This window comes from Rhizobium lentis (genome assembly GCF_014200175.1).
Classification (GTDB): domain Bacteria; phylum Pseudomonadota; class Alphaproteobacteria; order Rhizobiales; family Rhizobiaceae; genus Rhizobium; species Rhizobium mulingense.
Genome location: NZ_JACHBD010000009.1, coordinates 91830 through 109065, shown reverse-complemented (window position 1 = coordinate 109065; position 17236 = coordinate 91830). Strand labels below are relative to the sequence as shown.

Annotated in this window: 16 protein-coding genes; 9 read left to right on the top strand and 7 right to left on the bottom strand. The window is 61.5% G+C overall.

Annotated elements, in window-relative coordinates; genetic code table 11:
• The first annotated feature begins 133 nt into the window (after window positions 1-133).
• The 5 genes from GGI60_RS20965 to GGI60_RS20945 all read left to right on the top strand — a co-directional run bounded on the left by GGI60_RS20965 (window position 134) and on the right by GGI60_RS20945 (window position 5913).
• Complete coding sequence (locus GGI60_RS20965) at window positions 134-697, top strand: TRAP transporter small permease (protein WP_183918468.1); 564 nt, start codon at window positions 134-136, stop codon at window positions 695-697.
• Window positions 698-707: 10 nt separating this feature from the next.
• Window positions 708-1988: a TRAP transporter large permease subunit gene (locus GGI60_RS20960; RefSeq protein ID WP_183918469.1), complete on the top strand. Its 1281-nt coding sequence runs from the start codon at window positions 708-710 to the stop codon at window positions 1986-1988.
• A gap of 71 nt (window positions 1989-2059) precedes the next feature.
• Window positions 2060-3076 carry a TRAP transporter substrate-binding protein gene (locus GGI60_RS20955; protein WP_183918470.1) on the top strand — a complete coding sequence of 339 codons (1017 nt, stop codon included), beginning with the start codon at window positions 2060-2062 and terminating at the stop codon, window positions 3074-3076.
• A gap of 64 nt (window positions 3077-3140) precedes the next feature.
• Window positions 3141-4001, top strand: coding sequence for a shikimate dehydrogenase (locus GGI60_RS20950; protein WP_183918471.1), 861 nt, complete (start codon window positions 3141-3143; stop codon window positions 3999-4001).
• 22 nt (window positions 4002-4023) lie between these two features.
• Entirely contained in the window at window positions 4024-5913 is a 1890-nt protein-coding gene (locus GGI60_RS20945; protein ID WP_183918472.1) for a bifunctional sugar phosphate isomerase/epimerase/4-hydroxyphenylpyruvate dioxygenase family protein, read from the top strand.
• 109 nt (window positions 5914-6022) lie between these two features.
• Here GGI60_RS20945 and GGI60_RS20940 read toward each other — a convergent pair whose 3' ends face one another.
• The 7 genes from GGI60_RS20940 to otsB all read right to left on the bottom strand — a co-directional run bounded on the left by GGI60_RS20940 (window position 6023) and on the right by otsB (window position 12807).
• On the bottom strand, window positions 6023-6787 hold the full coding sequence (locus tag GGI60_RS20940; RefSeq protein WP_183918473.1) for an SDR family NAD(P)-dependent oxidoreductase: 765 nt from the start codon (window positions 6785-6787) through the stop codon (window positions 6023-6025).
• Between the two features lie 42 nt (window positions 6788-6829).
• Complete coding sequence (locus GGI60_RS20935; protein WP_183918565.1) at window positions 6830-7558, bottom strand: SDR family oxidoreductase; 729 nt, start codon at window positions 7556-7558, stop codon at window positions 6830-6832.
• A 25-nt stretch (window positions 7559-7583) separates the two neighbouring features.
• A complete protein-coding gene (locus GGI60_RS20930; protein WP_183918566.1) occupies window positions 7584-8840 on the bottom strand; it encodes a sugar ABC transporter permease in 1257 nt (418 codons plus the stop codon).
• Window positions 8840-9658 (bottom strand): ATP-binding cassette domain-containing protein, encoded by an 819-nt coding sequence (locus tag GGI60_RS20925; protein ID WP_183918474.1) that lies wholly within the window; start codon window positions 9656-9658, stop codon window positions 8840-8842. The genes GGI60_RS20930 and GGI60_RS20925 overlap by 1 nt, the downstream gene beginning before the upstream one ends.
• Window positions 9659-9725: 67 nt before the next feature.
• The gene (locus GGI60_RS20920; RefSeq protein WP_183918475.1) at window positions 9726-10796 is read right to left on the bottom strand and encodes a sugar ABC transporter substrate-binding protein; all 1071 of its coding nucleotides are present in this window, start codon (window positions 10794-10796) and stop codon (window positions 9726-9728) included.
• Between the two features lie 210 nt (window positions 10797-11006).
• Window positions 11007-11891 carry an AraC family transcriptional regulator gene (locus tag GGI60_RS20915; RefSeq protein ID WP_183918476.1) on the bottom strand — a complete coding sequence of 295 codons (885 nt, stop codon included), beginning with the start codon at window positions 11889-11891 and terminating at the stop codon, window positions 11007-11009.
• Window positions 11892-12075: 184 nt separating this feature from the next.
• Window positions 12076-12807, bottom strand: a complete 732-nt coding sequence (gene otsB / locus GGI60_RS20910; RefSeq protein ID WP_183918567.1) for a trehalose-phosphatase — start codon at window positions 12805-12807, stop codon at window positions 12076-12078.
• 173 nt (window positions 12808-12980) lie between these two features.
• Between otsB and GGI60_RS20905 the strand changes: the two genes are divergently transcribed.
• The 4 genes from GGI60_RS20905 to repB all read left to right on the top strand — a co-directional run bounded on the left by GGI60_RS20905 (window position 12981) and on the right by repB (window position 17132).
• Window positions 12981-14066: an ROK family protein gene (locus tag GGI60_RS20905; protein ID WP_183918568.1), complete on the top strand. Its 1086-nt coding sequence runs from the start codon at window positions 12981-12983 to the stop codon at window positions 14064-14066.
• 405 nt (window positions 14067-14471) lie between these two features.
• Window positions 14472-14648, top strand: a complete 177-nt coding sequence (locus GGI60_RS20900) for a hypothetical protein (protein WP_183918477.1) — start codon at window positions 14472-14474, stop codon at window positions 14646-14648.
• A 280-nt stretch (window positions 14649-14928) separates the two neighbouring features.
• Window positions 14929-16146 (top strand): plasmid partitioning protein RepA, encoded by a 1218-nt coding sequence (gene repA, locus GGI60_RS20895; RefSeq protein ID WP_183918478.1) that lies wholly within the window; start codon window positions 14929-14931, stop codon window positions 16144-16146.
• Window positions 16143-17132: a plasmid partitioning protein RepB gene (repB, locus tag GGI60_RS20890; RefSeq protein ID WP_183918479.1), complete on the top strand. Its 990-nt coding sequence runs from the start codon at window positions 16143-16145 to the stop codon at window positions 17130-17132. The genes repA and repB overlap by 4 nt, the downstream gene beginning before the upstream one ends.
• Window positions 17133-17236 lie beyond the last annotated feature (104 nt).

The following is a 17236-nucleotide window of genomic DNA, read 5'->3' as shown; positions in this document are numbered from 1 at the left end:
GAACTAGTTAGTACATTTTGGAAGGGCGACCAGTGGAGGACTTGATCGCGACGGCAATATTTCGGTCAAGACGCGCTCTGACGGGTCTGACGACGGTCGGCCGACAGGGCAAGGCCACGCTTGGGAGGAGCGAATGATTCGTATCATCGATTTTTATTTCTTCGCGCTGAAGGTTACGATCGCCCTGCTGCTGGCGGGCATGGTAGTCCTCGTCTTCGGCAATGTCGTGCTTCGCTACGCGTTCAACCAGGGAATTACCTCCTCCGAGGAGCTGTCGCGCATTTTTTTCATCTGGCTGACCTTCCTCGGCGCCGTCGTCGCAATGCGCGAACACGCCCATCTCGGCGTCGACTCCCTGATCACCCGCCTGCCGAAACCGATCGCCAAGCTCGCCGTGCTCCTCGGCTACGGCATGATGCTGATCGCCACGTGGCTGATGATCAGTGGAAGCTGGGCCCAGACGGTGATCAACCTTCACGTATCAGCCCCGGCGACCGGCATTTCGATGGGCGTCTTCTACGGCGCCGGGCTCGCCTTCGGCGTGCCGGCCTTATTCATCCTGCTCTGGGATGCCTTCGCGATCGCGACCGACCGCATCGATGTGACGACTGCCGCACTTGTGCGTGACAGCGAGGAACAGGCGGCCCTCGAAGATCCCGCGCAGACCGCGTTTCCGGTTCTGACGCCGAAGCACTGAGGAGCGCGTCATGACCGTCACCATCTTCCTCGGCGCTCTTCTCGGTCCGATGGCGCTCGGCGTGCCGATCGCATTTGCCCTCATCATCACAGGTGTGGCGCTGATGATGTATCTCGGCATGTTCGATGCGCAGATCGTAGCCCAGAATGTGCTGAACGGCGCCGACAGCTTTCCGCTGATGGCCGTGCCCTTTTTCCTGCTCGCGGGCGAGGTGATGAATACCGGCGGCCTTTCGCGTCGTATCGTCAATCTTGCCATGGCCCTGGTCGGCCATATCAGGGGCGGCCTCGGCTTCGTGGCGATCTTCGCGGCCTGCGTGCTATCCAGCCTTTCGGGCTCGGCCGTCGCCGATGCCGCCGCACTCGGCGCCCTGCTCTTTCCGATGATGCTGAAGTCTGGCCATGATCCGGCCCGGGCCGGCGGCCTGCTCGCCTCGGCCTCGATCATCGGCCCGATCATCCCGCCGTCGATCGGCTTCATTCTCTACGGCGTCATCGGCGGGGTCTCGATCACCAAGCTGTTTCTGGCCGGCATCTTCCCCGGCCTGATGATCGGCGCCGCCCTTTGCATCACCTGGTTGATCGTGGCGCGCAAGGAACAGTTCGCCCTGCCGCCGAAACAAAGCGGCGCGATCAGGATGAAGGCTTTTGTCGAGAGCATCTGGGCGCTGATGCTTCCCGTCATCATCATCGTCGGCCTGAAATTCGGCGTGTTCACGCCGACCGAAGCCGGCGTCGTCGCGGCGGTCTATTCGCTCTTCGTGTCGATGGTCGTCTATCGTGAGCTGCCACCGTCACGGCTGTTCGAGGTTTTCGTCGCGGCCGCGAAGATCACCTCGGTGGTGATGTTCCTGGTGGCCTGCGCTGCCGTTTCCGCCTGGCTGATCACCGTCGCCAATGTGCCCGGCGAACTCGCCGGCCTCGTCGAGCCGCTGATGACCAATCAGACGCTGCTGCTGCTTGCCATCATGGTGCTCATCGTCGTCGTCGGCACTGCCATGGACATGACGCCGACAATCCTGGTGATGACACCGGTGCTGATGCCGATCATCAAGCAGGCGGGGATCGACCCGGTCTATTTCGGCGTGCTGTTCATCATCAACAATTCGATCGGGCTGATCACGCCGCCGGTCGGCACGGTGCTCAACGTCATTTGCGGGGTTTCGAAGCTGTCGATGGAAGAACTGATGAAGGGCGTGATCCCCTTCATGATCGCCGAGCTGGTCGTTCTGTTTCTGCTCGTCCTTTTCCCGCAGCTGGTGACCGCACCGGTCGCCTGGTTCGGACACTGATGTCGCCAGTGACGGCGATGCAATTTCAACGCGGCCGGAGGGAGATGCCGGCTCTATCCTGGGAGGAAAACATGCTGAATAGATTGACGAAACTGGCGCTGGGACTGGCTCTGCCCATTGCTCTCTTGGCAAGCGGCCCCGCTGTGGCCGAGATCCGCGAACACAGCCTCAAATTCGCCGCCGCCAATAATAAGGGCCATCCCCAAGTCATGGGCATGGAGAAGTTCGCCGAGCTGGTGAAGGAAAAGAGCGGCGGCAAGATTGAGGTCAAGCTGTTTCCGGGCGGCGTGCTCGGCGGCGACGTGCAGACGGTGTCGGCCCTGCAGGGCGGTGTCATCGAGATGACCGTGCTCAACGCCGGCATTCTCGCAAGCAATGTCAAGCAATTCGGCGCCGTCGACCTGCCCTTCCTCTTCAACAGCGGCGAAGAGGCCGACAAGGTGATGGACGGCGCGTTCGGCACGAGCCTGATGAAGCTCCTGCCGGATACAGGTCTCGTCGGCCTCGCCTATTGGGAGCTCGGTTTCCGCAACCTCACCAACAATCGTCATCCCGTCACCAAGCTCGAGGATATCAAGGGCTTGAAGATCCGCACGATCCAGTCGCCGATCCCGATCGAACTCTTCAACAGTCTCGGCGCCAACGCGGTGCCCCTCCCCTACACCGAGCTCTATACCGCGCTCGAGACCGGCACCGTCGACGGCCAGGAGAACCCGGCTGCCAACATCATCAATGCGAAATTCTTCGAAGTGCAGAAGTACATGACGGTCACCCGTCACCAGTACAATCCGCAGATCGTGCTGATCAGCAAGAAGTTCTGGGACGGCCTGAATGATGAGGAGAAGACAGTCTTCCAATCGGCCGCGACGGAAGCCCGCGACTATCAGCGCCAGGTTTCCAGGGAGTTCGATGCCAAGGCGATCGAGGAAATCAAGAAGACCGGCATGGAAGTCGCCGAACTCAGCCCCGAAGAGACGCAGAAGCTGCGCGACGCCGTCAAGCCGCTGGTGGACAAGTTTGCGGCTCAGATCGGAGCAGAGACCGTGACGCAGCTCTTCAAGGAGCTCGACACGGTTCGCGGCAAGTAAGCAGATCGGGCCCGCGAGCGACGCCGCGGGCCTTTCCCATCACGAGCAAGACAGGAACTGGCGCATGGCCGAGACACTCCTGAAACCGTTGAAGGCCGGGCTGATCGGCTCCGGCATCCAGGCCTCGCTGACGCCTGCCATGCATATGGAAGAAGGTGCGGCGCAGGGGCTGGACTACGATTATGAGCTGATCGATCTCGCCAAATTGAATGTGTCGCCGGCCGATCTTCCGCATTTGATCGGCGATGCCGAAGCGCGTGGACTTGCCGGTCTCAACATCACTCATCCCTGCAAGCAGCTCGTCATACCCCTGCTCGACGAGCTGTCGCCGGAGGCCCGGGCGCTCGGCGCCGTCAACACCGTCGTCCTGAAGGACGGCCGGCGCTTTGGCCACAACACCGACTGGTGGGGCTTTGCCGAGAGTTTTCGCCGCGGGCTGCCGCAGGCAGACCTTTCTTCCGCTGTGCAGATTGGCGCCGGCGGAGCGGGTGTTGCGACCGCCTATGCCATCCTGACGCTCGGCCTTCAGAGGCTGACGGTCTTCGATCGCGAACAAAATCGCGCCGCCGATCTGGCGCAAACGATGTCCGCACTCTTTCCTGGTGCGTTGGTCGCCGCCGGAGGTGACCTGGAAGCAGCAATGAAAGACGCATCGGGTCTGATCCATGCGACGCCGACGGGCATGGCCAAATATCCCGGCACACCGCTTCCGCCGGAGCTCCTGGAGAGGCGCCATTGGATCGCCGAGATCGTCTACTTTCCCCTTGAGACCGAACTCTTGCGGCAGTCGAGGCAGCGCGGCTGCCGGACGCTCGACGGCGGCGGCATGGCGGTCTTCCAGGCCGTCGGAGCCTTTCGCCTGATCACCGGCAGGGAACCTGAAGCTGGCCGCATGCTCGCGCATTTCAAGACGATGACGACTTAACGCGATCGGAAGGGACCCTGCGATGAAGACATCGATAGCGACCGTTTCGCTGAGCGGCGACCTCAGCGACAAGCTGGAGGCGATCGCCAAGGCCGGCTTCGATGGGGTGGAGATCTTCGAGAATGATTTCCTGATCTTCGACGAGAGCCCGAAGGAGGTCGGGCGGATGGTGCGCGATCTCGGCATGGAGATCACGCTTTTTCAGCCGTTTCGCGATTTCGAAGGCATGCCGGAGCCGCTGCGCAGCCGCACCTTCGACCGGGCCGAACGCAAGTTCGACCTCATGCAGGAGATGGGCACCGACCTGGTGCTGGTCTGTTCGAACGTTTCGCCGGCTGCGCTTGGCGGCCTCGACCGGGCGGCGGCCGATTTTCACGAACTCGGCGAGCGCGCCGCCAGGCGCGGTCTGCGCGTCGGCTACGAGGCACTGGCCTGGGGCCGCCACATCCGCGATCACCGCGACGCCTGGGAGATCGTCCGGCGGGCCGATCATCCGAATATCGGCTTGATCCTCGACAGCTTTCATACGCTGTCGCGGAAGATCGACGTCAACTCCATCCGCTCGATCCCCAAGGAGAAGATCTTCATCATCCAACTTGCCGACGCACCGCTGATCGACATGGATCTGCTCTACTGGAGCCGGCACTTCCGCAATATGCCCGGCGAAGGTGATCTGCCGGTGCTCGACTTCATGAAGGCGGTCGCTGCGACCGGTTATGACGGCTATCTGTCGCTGGAGATCTTCAACGACCAGTTCCGCGGCGGATCTGCCAACGCGATCGCGGTGGATGGCCGCCGCTCGCTGATCTATCTCGGCGATCAGGTCAAGCGCCAGCAGCCAGAGAGCGCGCTGCCGGTGCCGGTGATGCCGCCGCGCGCCAAGGTCGAAGGCATCGCCTTCATCGAGTTCAGCGCCGATGAGGACGAGGCGGCGGCACTCGAGGCGCTGTTTTCAAGCCTCGGCTTCCGTAAGGCGGCCAGGCACAAGAGCAAGCAGGTAACGGTGTTTCGCCAGGGCGCGATCAATCTCGTGGTCAACACGGAACAGAAAGGCTTTGCCAGCGCCTCCTATGCCGTGCACGGCACCTCGGCCTATGCCGCCGGCCTGATGGTCGACGATGCCAAGGCGGCGCTGCAGCGCGCCGTCGCCCTCGGGGCCGAGCGCTTCGAACAAGCGCCCGATGCCGGCGAGATCGAGATGCCGGCCGTGCGCGGCGTTGGCGGCGGTGTTCTCTATTTCCTCGACCGCCAGAGCGAGCTTGCCCGCATCTGGGAGATCGAATTCGATGCGATCGACGACGACACACCGCTGCAGCCGACCGGGCTGCAATCGATTGATCACATGGCGCAGACGATGAAATACGAGGAGCTTTTAACCTGGCTGTTGTTTTACACCTCGCTCATCGAGGCCGAGAAGACGCCGATGGTCGATATCGTCGATCCCTCCGGCATCGTCCGAAGCCAGGTGGTCGAGAACAAAGAAGGCTCGCTGCGCATCACCATGAACGGCGCGGAAAACCGCAACACGCTCGCCGGCCGCTTCATCGCCGAGACTTTCGGCTCCGGCATCCAGCATCTCGCCTTCAGGACCGACGACATCTTCGCGACCGCCGCTGCGCTTGCGGCCAACGGGTTCGTTTCCCTGGCGATCTCGCCGAACTATTACGACGATCTCGAAGCCCGCTTCGGCCTCGAGGCCGAATTCGCCGATCGCCTCAAGGCCAACAACATCCTCTATGACCGCGACGAGGCCGGCGAATATTTCCAGCTCTACAGCCCGACCTATGGCGAGGGGCTGTTTTTCGAGATCGTCGAGCGGCGCGGTTATCGCGGTTACGGCGCTGCCAACGCCATCTTCAGGATCGCCGCGCTCCGCAAGCATCTGAGACCGGCAGGGCTGCCCCGCGCCTGAGACGCCTGTCAGGCCGAGGTTCTCTGCATAAGCTCGCCGCGGAAAGACTGGCAGGGCAAGGCGGCTCAGCATAAACGCAGAGGCCCCTCCCCGCGGCCCCCGTCGACTTTTATCGCGTTGTATAACCGCCATCGATGACAAGCACTTCGCCGGTGACATAACTTGCCGCCGCCGAGCAGAGGAACAAGGCGGCGCCAGCCACCTCTTCCGGCTGTCCGACGCGCCCCATCGGGGTCATGCTGCGCCAGGTCGGGAACCAGTCGGGATTGTCGATGCCGCCGCGTGACAGATCGGTCTCGATATAGCCGGGAGCGATGGCGTTGATGCGGATGTTCTCGGCGGCGACTTCGCTTGCCAGGCTTTTCGTCATCATATGGACCGCCGCCTTCGAGGTGTTGTAGGCGACCTGGTTCTGCGGAATGTTGGAAACGATGCCCGAGATCGAGCCGATATTGAGGATGACGCCGCCGCCCTGGCGCCGCATGGGAGCGAGTGCGGCGCGGCAGGCGCGGAAGACGGCGTCGACGTTGACGGTCATGATCTCGCGCCAGACGGCATCGGAGAATTCGCCGCTGTCGCCATGAATGGCAATGCCGGCATTGTTGACGAGGATGTCGAGCCGGCCTGTCCGTGAGAGCGTCTCGGTAACGAGCGCGTCGGCGGCATCGTCTTTCGTCAGGTCGACGGCGATGAAATCGTATTCGACACCGGCCTTGGCGAGCCGGTCCGCCGCCGCCGCATTGCGTGACCTTCCCGCGATGAGGACTATGGCGCCGGCCTCGCCGAGCGCCTCGGCGATCGCAAGCCCGATGCCGCGCGTGCCGCCGGTCACCAGCGCCATCTGTCCATCCAGGCGAAACCTATCGAAGATCATGTCCGTTTCCTTCTATGATTGCGAAAGGCCGGCGCACCCTCGTCAGATATCCGTGCTTTGCGGCAGGATGACGAGATCGCGGATCGTGATGTTGCGCGGGCGCGTCAGCATGAAGAGCACCGCATCGGCCACTTCCTTCGCCTCCATCAGGCCGCCCGCGGCGAGCGCCTCGTCCAGCTTCTCCTGCGGCCAGTCGCTGAGAAGTGCGGTGACGACAGGTCCCGGGGCGATAGCGCCGACGCGTAAGCCGTGCTTGGCGACCTGGCGCCTCAGTGTGTGGACGAAGGCCTGGACCGCATGTTTCGAGGCCGTGTAGATCGGCTCCCAGACGACGGGGACCATGCCGGCAACGGAACTCGTCAGGATGATGTCTCCGGTCTTGCGCTCGACCATGTGCGGTAGGACGGCATGCACCGAGCGGAAGGCAGCGTTGACGTTCAGATTGAGCATCCGGTCCCAGGCGTCGGGGTCTCCGGTCAGCACCTCGCCGCCGATGTAGGAGCCGGCATTGGCGTGGAAAATATCCAGCTGGCCTGTCTTCGCCAAGATCCCAGGCATCATCCGCGCTACGCTTTTCGGATCCGTGAGATCGATGACCAAGGGAATGGCATCGGTCCCGAGCGCCGAGCAGATTTCCTTCAATGCGTCTTCGTTCCGGTCAACCAGCACCACTCGGGCGCCGGCGGCAAGCAAGGCCTTGGCGCATTCCAGGCCGATACCCGATGCGGCTCCGGTGACGGCCGCGACCTTTCCAGACAGTTCCTGTCCCATTTTCATCCTCTGTTTCCTGAGTGCTTTAGGCCCGGCCGTGCGAGATGCGGGATCGGCGGGCCAGCGAGTCGACGACGACGGCGACGGCAAGGACGGCGCCGGTGATCATGTACCGAAGCGACGATGACAGATCGAGAAGCGTCAGCCCGCTGGCGATCGACTGGATGACGATGATGCCGAGAAGGGCTGAATAAGCGCTGCCGCGCCCGCCGAACAGGCTCGTGCCGCCGATCACTGCCGCGGCGATGGCGTTGAGATTAACGTCGCCGGTGCCGGCCTGCTGGCTTGCGGTCGCCAGCCGCGCTGCCGAAAGCACGCCGCCGGTCGCCGCAAGCAGGGCACAAGTGACGAAGGCGCTCGCATAGATGCGCGACACATTGATGCCCGAGCGGCGGGCGGCCTCTCTGTTGCCGCCGACGGCTTGCATGGAGCGTCCCCATTTGGTGCGCGTCAGCGCATAGTTCATGGCGGCAACGAGCCCGACGAAGAGGCCGAACATCCAGGGGATGCCGCGGGACTGGTTGAGATAGAAAGCAACCGCTTCCAGGGCGACGGTGATGACGACGGCGCGCAGCAACAGTCCGCCAGTCGATTTCGACGACAGGCCGGCTGCCCGCCGGCGCGCCGATGTGCGGTAGCTCGCGAGGAAGAAGGCAATGCCGGCAATCGCCACCAGCAGATAGGCGACCGGGTCCGGCATGACCATGATCTGCCCGAAATTGACGAGCCAGGAACCGTAGGGGAGATTGATCGAACCGGTCGCTCCGAGGATATAAAGCTGCAGGCCGAGAACCGCGAGCAGGCCCGACAGGGTGGAGACGAAGCTCGGCATGCCGAAACGGTTGAACAGGAAGGCGTAGAGCGAGCCTATCAGGGCGCCGACGATCATCGCGGCGAGGACTGCGAGCACCACCGGCCAGCCTTGATTGACCCAGAAAACGCCGACCAGCGCCGAGGCGAAGCCGCTGACCGAGCCGACGGAAAGATCGATCTCACCCACCATCAGAATGCAGACGATACCGAGCGAGATGACGCCGACCGTCGAGCAGTCGAACAGCATGTTGACGAGATTTGCGCTGGAGAGAAACACCGGATTGAGCGCCTGGAACACCGTCCAGATGATCGCCAGGCCGACGATGACGGGCAGCGAGCCGAGGTCGCCGGAGCGGATGCGATCCCAGAAGGCGCGGATCGAGCCGGCGAGGCTGTCGTCATGGCGCACCCTTTCGTCACGTCGGTCGAGGAGCTGAGGTGCAGTCGGTTCGTTCGGGATCGTCTTCATCACGGCCTGCCCTCCTCGTTTTGCTGGCCTTGCGCCCGGCGGCGCATGGCGCGGCGAGAGACGGAATTGTTGGATGCGCCGGTAATCGCGCTGACGAGCGCCTCGTTGGAAGCATCGGGCATGAAGGTGCCGTTGTTGCGCCCGAGCCGAAGGACGACGATGCGGTCGGCGACGGCACGCACATCCTCCATATTGTGGCTGATCATGATGACGGCGAGGCCGCGTTCACGCACGCGCTCGATCAGGTCCAGCACTTCGGCGGTCTGGGCGACGCCAAGCGCTGCTGTGGGTTCGTCGAGCATGATCAGTTTCGGCTCCAACAGCAGCGACCGGGCGATCGCCACGGTCTGGCGCTGCCCGCCGGAGAGCGAAGCGACGGGCTCGCGCACGCTTGGGATTCGGGCCGAAAGCTCGTTTAAGAGCTTCCAGGCGCGAATCTCCATAGCGACCTCGTCGAGCTGGAAAGGGTTGAGCTCCTTGCCGAGGAAAATATTGGCGACGACGTCGAGATTTTCGCAAAGCGCCAGATCCTGGAACACGGTCGCGATGCCGAGGTCGAGAGCTGCACTTGGGCTCGACAGATGCACCGGCTTTCCCTCGAACAGGACGGTGCCCGAGCTCGGCTGGTGCACGCCGGCCAGGATCTTGACCAACGTCGATTTGCCGGCGCCATTGTCGCCCACGAGCGCCACGACCTCGCCGGCATGCACGTCGAGTTCGATGTCGGTCAGTGCCGACACCGCTCCGAAATTCTTCGAAACTCCGCGCAGGCTGAGGACGGGCTGGCGCGAGTCAAAAATGTGAGAGGTTTCAGACATCGCCTGGCCCTTCCGAAATGCGAAAACCGGAAGCGCGGCCGGCGGCCGGCCGCGCCTCCTTTACGAGTTACTTGATGCCGAGCTTCTTGCAGCCCTCGGCGTAGCGGCCGGTGCACAGTTCCTCGGCGGTGTTGATCTTCTTGTCGATGATCTCGGCCTTGAGGTTTTCGGCGGTGACGACGGCCGGGACGAAGAGCTGTGCCGGCGTATCGTAGAGCGTCATTTCGGCCTTGACCTTTTCTCCCGCCAGGAGCTTGACCGCGACATCGGCAGCGGCAGCGGCGACGATTTCGCTCGGCTTGGAGATCGTGTTGTACTGATCCCCTGATATGATGAGCTGCAGCGCGGCGATCGTCGCATCATTGCCGGTCACCGGCGGCACGGGATCGACGCCGGCCGCCTTGAAGGCGGCGATGGCGCCGCCGCCGGTGCCGTCATTGGCGGCGACGACGCCGACGATCTGCTTGCCGAAGCGGGTGATCTGTCCGGCGGCCCATTGCTGGGCATTCGCCGGCTGCCAGTTCGGCGTGTCGAATTCCGCAAGCGTCTTGTATCCGCCACTTGCCAGTCCCTCGTGAATGCCGTCTTTGATCAGCCCGGCAGCCGCATCGGTCGGTGAACCGTTGATCTGCAGGATGCCACCGCCCTCTGTCGGCACGTTCTTCGCTTTCAAATGCTGGACGAGTGATTCCGCGATCGCCTTGCCGATCGCCTTGTTGTCGAAGGAGACATAAAAATCGGCCTTGCCGGTCGGAATCGGCCGGTCATAGGCGATGACCTTGACGCCCTGGCTCTGGGCAAGCTGAACGAGAGAGGCCGCCGCCGCCGAATCCACCGGATCCAGCACGATGACCTTGGCGCCCTGGGTGATGGCCGAATTGAACTGCTGCTGCTGTTTGGAGATATCGGCATCGGCGTTCTGATAGATGACCTTGCATGATGCGCAGAGCTTTTTCATTTCCGCCACGAAGCCGGGGTGATCGTGCTCTTCGTAGCGGGTTGAACCCTGGTCGGGCATGAGGAACGCGACCGTCGCATCGGTAACGGCGCTTTGTGCAAAGGCGGAAGTCCCACCGAGCAAGGACAGCATAAGTGCCGCGGCGCCTGCCGCTCTTGTCGAAAATTTCATCATTTCCATCTCCTCCCATTGGAAAAAATCGTGTAGTCCGTGATTGCAGTGTTCGGCTGTGCCGTTCGGCTGAATGAGTGGCTGTGCCTGTCCCAGCTGTTTGCTGTTTCTGAGGACAAGCGTCTCCTCTCGCGAGCCGCTCCTCGCGCGCTCACGTTCAAGCCTGCGTCAGTTTTCGTTCCTCCTCCTTATCCTCCCTATTGCCGTCTCCAGCGGACCTCATGCCGCCTTCGCCACATTGATATTGTCACCCAACAATCGCCGGAAGCGGGACGGTGTCATGCCTTTTTCCGCGAGAAACTGGCGGTTGAAGTTGGACAGATTGTTGAAGCCGACCTCGAAGCAGATGTCGGTGATCGACGCATGGTCGTCGCTCATCAGGATCTGGCAGGCGAGATTGATGCGCAGGCGTTTCACATATTGCACGAGCGACATGCCGGTATGGCGGCGAAAGGCGCGTGAGAAGGCGCCTGTGGACTGCCCGGCTATTCCAGCGAGATCGGTTTCATCGAAGGATTTCGTCAGATGTTCCCTGATATAGGCGAGCGCCTTGTTGATGCCGGCTGACATATAGCCCGAGGGATCGGGCAGATAGCTGGGGCTTGCGAGAAGCTGGGCGTCCTGCGCCCGGGCGAGCAGCCCGACGATCATCATGAAGAGCTCGATGCGGCGTACGCCCTGCGCCTGTTGCACCTCGTTCATCAGAGGCGCCACCTGCCGGCTGGTCTCAGTGCCGAAGAGCACACCCCGGCGGGACGCTTCGAGGACCGGCTCGAAGGGACCGAGCTCGGGCAGCACCTTCACCGTGTCGCTTATAAAATTCTCGCTGAACTGGATGAGCTGGCATCGAAGCGGAATGCTCGATCCCTTCGGGACGTCGCTTATCCAGTTATGAGGCAGGTTGGGGCCGGCCAGCACCAGGTTTCCGGGTTCGAACTCCCCGATGAAATCGCCGACGAAATAGCGTCCGGTCGTTGCCACGACGAGATGCAGTTCGTATTCCGGATGAAAATGCCATCGGACGGTATGATAGGGATAACCATGGGCCTTCGTTGCGAAGGATTCGCCCGGTCTGATCTGAACGACTTCCAAGTCAGGTTCCATCGTTTCCTCCTCCGTCCGCCCGCCAAATTCCCTTTTGGCTTTATTATTAAACCGAGTGTATCGGGCTTGCTTCATACCCGCCACCACGATTCCCCGCCGAAACCGATACTTTTTTGATGATTGATGCTCCGCAGGCGGCGCAAAGACGACAACAATCGGTCTTTAAGATCGTCCGAAATTTAACTCAGGCGGCCAGGGCGGCAATGACATTCCTGACCAGCGCAGCTGAAGACAGCCGACTTGTGGCGCAACTCGGGGCCCCGATGGCCCCGACGCGCACAGAAACCCCGCCGCGGGCATTGGCGATCGCAAACATCGATTCGTCGGTCAAATCATCGCCGATGGTGATGGGGCAGCGGTTCTTGAAAGGATCTGACTGGAAAAACCGCTCCAGCGCATCGCCCTTGCTCGAGCGTGCCGGTCGGAGCTCGAACACCATCTTACCGAGCTGCAGCGCCCAATTCGGTCCCGCAAGTTCAGCATAATGGCGCATGCGCTCTTCGAGCACTTTTTCATATTCCGGCGCCAGCCGGTAATGAGCGGCAACGGCTGCGCCCTTATCCTCGATCAGAACCCCCGGATAATGCTCGGCCTCGGTGGTCAGTGCATGTTTCAGCGCCTGGAACTCGGGTGTCGCTTCAAGCGTGTGCATCCCGGCGGCGCTCCTGATTTCGGCGCCGTGCAGGCCTGCTGTCGGAAATGCAAACGGTTTGAACAGCGCGTCTGCATAGGCGAGCGAGCGCCCGGTGACCAGCGCCAAGGCGCCGCCGAGCTTGTTCGACAGACGGTGAAGTTGTCCCGGGAGAGCCTCGGGGACCTCGATCGCATCCGGCGTCGGTGCGAGATTGAGGAGCGTTCCGTCTATGTCAAGGAACATCGCCCAGCGATCCGGTTCCTCAAGCACCATTGAAAGCATTTCCTGGGTAGCGGCGTCGTCTTGCACGGCGTTCTCCAAACCTCTGCACTTATTGAAGCTAGGTCGCTGGTCGACGAGGGCAAGGTGACTTGCCAGGCTCCGGAACATCCGGGGCCGGCTTGCGTTTTGTCTGGCCGCTTGTTCAAGCACTCACGCCGCAAAAAGGTACCCTGATGGCCAAAAGCAGTTCCAAGCACGGTGATGAGGTTAATGCTCTTTTGGCACACGGAGCCACTGTTTTGCCGCTGGTCACGGTCGACGATTACAACAACGAACTGCGTGACAAGAACGGGTTCATTGGCGACAACGCCAACAAGAAGACCTTTCAGCAGAAGCTCGACGATTGGAGAAAGCGCATCCGCAAGGTCGGAGACGACCCGATAGGCAAGACCGCGACGACGAAGCTTTCCAAGAAAAAGATCGATGCCCTTCTGAAGGGCGACGATATGGAGGCAGCGGCATTGGTCATGGGGGCGGTGGAGGACTTCGCTCAGGATTTTGCCGATGTGATCGGAAAATTTCTGAAGGACAAGCGCTGGGTGAAGACGGAGCGCATCGTCGTCGGCGGTGGCTTCCGGCATAGCCGCTTTGGCGAGCTGACGATCGCCAGAACCATGGTTATTCTGAAGGCCGCCGGCATCGACGTCGAGATCGTGCCGATCGTTCATCACCCTGATGAGGCCGGGCTGATTGGCTCGGTCCACCTTATGCCCCGCTGGATGTTCAAGGGTCACGAGGCGATCCTGGCCGTCGATATCGGAGGCACCAACGTTCGCGCTGGCGTCGTGAAATTCGGAAAGGACGACGTGCCGAACTTCGCGGATGCGAGCGTTTGGGAATCAACGATCTGGCGTCATGCCGATGACGAGCCAAGTCGCACCGCAACTATCGAGCGCTTGACTGCTATGTTGCAGGAACTGATCGGCAAAGCCGAAAAGGCCAGTCTGAAGCCGGCGCCGATTATTGGCATCGCATGTCCGGGGATCATCAAAGCCGATGGCTCCATAGAACGCGGCGGGCAGAACCTGCCGGGGGGGAACTGGGAGAGCGACAGCTTCAACCTGCCTGCCGCGCTGATGAAGGCCATTCCTGAAATCGGGGACGACAGCACCTTCGTGATGATGCACAACGACGCTGTCGTGCAGGGACTGTCACAGATCCCCTTCATGACCGACGTGTCGCGATGGGCGGTGCTGACCATCGGCACGGGCTTGGGCAATGCTCATTTTACCAATCGCGAGGGAATGAAGGCGCGATAGCGGCTGAACATTCTTTCTGCGCTCCATGGCTGGCGCAGTCGTGGCAACAGATGCTTATGGTAAATAGTCGCTAAATAAAGAGGAATTTGGCACACGGAAGTGAAGCTGCCATAAGTTCCGCTAGGGAAAGCTCGTTCGTCGCAGGATATCCAGATGGGTTGGGCTGGGAGAATGGCATTCAGCCTGTCTATTGCCGCCGAGCGTATCGATCGGCGCCTGATTCGCCTAGCAGGAGCTTTTGTTTTGTCGGGCAATCCTTCCCGGTATTGCAGGCTCCTTCTCCCCTCCCCTTTCTGCCTTGAATCCAAAAGATGGTGATAACGCCGGCGGGCGGTTCTCTGCAGGTTGAAATTGCGCTTATCTCTGCGGCTCCTCGCAAGCCCATACGCAGACGAAAGATGAAAGATGAACTTCAAGGGAATAAGCGCTCCGCTCAATGCCGGTCGTCTCGAACAAATGCTCGGCCTTGCCCCGTCACGCCGCGATCCCGAAGCCCAAGACGCAAATGACAAGTCCTCCGGCAATGAACCCGTTCGCGGGCTGGACGCCGAAAGCCTGTACCGCTCGTCTGTCTATAAGTGAGAAATCCTCAGCCGGGCCGCACCGTGCCGTGCCGTGCCGTGCCGAGCGACGGAGCCAGCCCGCGATGAGTCGGCAACGAGGTTTGGCGGTTCGGCCGGCTTCGGCGGAGCCGGTCCGGCGCCATTGTCAGCTGACAATTTCGCTAAGATTCCGGAATTCCACGTGATTTTTTCGTCGAATCCGGTTCGTTATTGATTGGCTAACCAAGAAATCGCTTGACGGAATCACCAGACTCACGCTCATTTGCGCAAAATTACCCGATTTATCAGGATTTGCGTGAATGCCGACCAAGGCCGCGATTGTCGAGAAAGCCAAGAGAGCGAGTCAGGTCTCGATCGACGAGACCATAGCGCAGGACTCGACGATGCTCAGCAGCCAGTTGCAGGTGCTGTTCGAGCGGTTGTTTTCGCCCGATGCGCGCAAATCGCTGCGGCGGTTCAGCAGCACCGAGACCGCCAAGCTGCTTGGCGTCACCGACAGCTATGTTCGCCACCTCGCCGCCCAGGTGGAAAGCATCAATCCCGAAAAGACGGCCGCCGGCCGCCGGGTGTTCTCGCTCGAAGAAATTCATGCGATGCGCCAGCATCTCGGACGCACCAAGCCTTCCTATCTGCCGATGCGCCGGCCAGGCGACCATCTCCAGGTGATCGCCGTCACCAATTTCAAGGGCGGTTCCGGCAAGACGACGACATCCATCCATCTGGCGCAGTTCCTGGCGCTCCGCGGCTATCGCGTCCTTGCCGTCGATCTCGACCCGCAGGCATCGATGTCGGCGATGCTCGGCTATCAGCCGGAATTCGATGTCGGCGAAAATGAGACGCTTTACGGCGCCATCAAGTATGACGAGACACGCCGCGACGTCGCCGACATTGTCCGCCAGACGTATTTCCCCGGTCTCGACCTCATCCCCGGCAATCTCGAACTGCACGAGTTCGAACACGATACTCCAAAGGCGCTGGCCGATACCAACCGCGATGACAAGGACATGTTCTTCATGCGGGTCGGCAATGCACTGCATTCGCTAGAAGAGAACTATGACGTCGTCATCATCGATTGCCCGCCTACCCTCGGTTTCCTGACGCTGTCTGCTCTCTGCGCCGCGACCGCTGTGCTCATTACCGTTCATCCGCAGATGCTCGACGTGGCCTCGATGAACCAGTTCCTGACGATGACCTCCGACCTTCTATCCGTGGTCAAAGAGGCCGGCGGCAATCTTGATTACGACTGGATGCGTTATCTCGTCACCCGCTACGAGGCCAATGACGGCCCGCAGGCACAGATCGTCGCCTTCCTGCGCAGCCTGTTCGGCGAGCGCGTGCTGACCTCGATGATGGTCAAGTCCACCGCGGTTTCGGATGCGGGCCTGTCCAAGCAGACGATCTACGAGGCGGGGCGCGAGACGATGCATCGCCAGACCTATGATCGCGGCGTCGAATCCGTCGACAGCGTCAATGCCGAGGTCGAGCAACTCATTCGCAGTGCGTGGAGCAGGACATGAGCCCAAAAGGTCGCGATATCCTGAAGAGCATGGTCGGCGCCGTGGAGTCGGCACGGCCGGAGGCGCCGGGCGCGCCGCCGCCGCATCGCCCATCGGGAGCAGTCAAGGCGATGAACCTGTCGCTTGGGCGGCTAGGCGAGGAAGCGGCGGCCGCCAAGGCGCTGCGCGAATCGCTTGCCTCCGGCGACAAAGTGCTGGAGATCGATCCGGCTGCCGTCGAGATGTCCTTTATTCGCGACCGCATCCCGGTCGATATGGACCCCGAATTCGAGCGGTTGAAGCAATCGATCCAGGAAAGCGGACAGCAGGTTCCGATCCTGGTGAGGCCGGATCCGGTAACGGCCGGGCATTACCAGGCAGCCTATGGTCACAGGCGTCTGCGTGCGGCTGCGGAGATCGGGGTTCCCATCAAGGCTGTGGTGCGCAAGCTGACGGACGAAGAACTGATCCTCGCACAGGGTCAGGAAAACGGCCCGCGCGTCGACCTAAGCTTCATCGAACGGGCGCTGTTTGCGCGGCGCATGGATGAACACGGCTTCAGCCGCGACATGATTGCCCAGGCGCTGGCGACGGACAAGCCGGAAACGTCGAGGCTGCTGCAGGTGGCGCAGACGATCGATCCCGAGATCATTCTCGCCATCGGACCGGCGCCCAAGGTCGGACGGCCGCGCTGGTTGGCTTTTGCGGAGAAATTCAGGGAGGCTGGCGGGCAGAAGAAGGCGCGGGCCGCAGTTGGTGCGGCAGCGTTCCAGACTCTGGACAGCAATAGCCGCTTCGACGCAATCTGGAAGGCGCTCGAGGAAAAGAGCGCACCGCAGCGAGCCGAGCAGACGCTTCGCACTCAAGGCGGCAGGCAACTTGCTTCGGTGACCCGCTCCGGGAAAACCTTTCGCATCACCGTCAAATCGGCGGAGTTTTCAGAATTCCTGGCTCAGCGGTTGGTCGGCCTCGCCGCCGAGTTCGAAGAGGTAAATGAGGTAAAATGAGGCAGTTAGACCGATTGTCAGCTGACAATTCGGATAGGAGATAACGCGCAAAAGAAAAAAGCCCCCGAACGTCACCGTCACGGAAGCTTTCCTCGTAGTCTTGA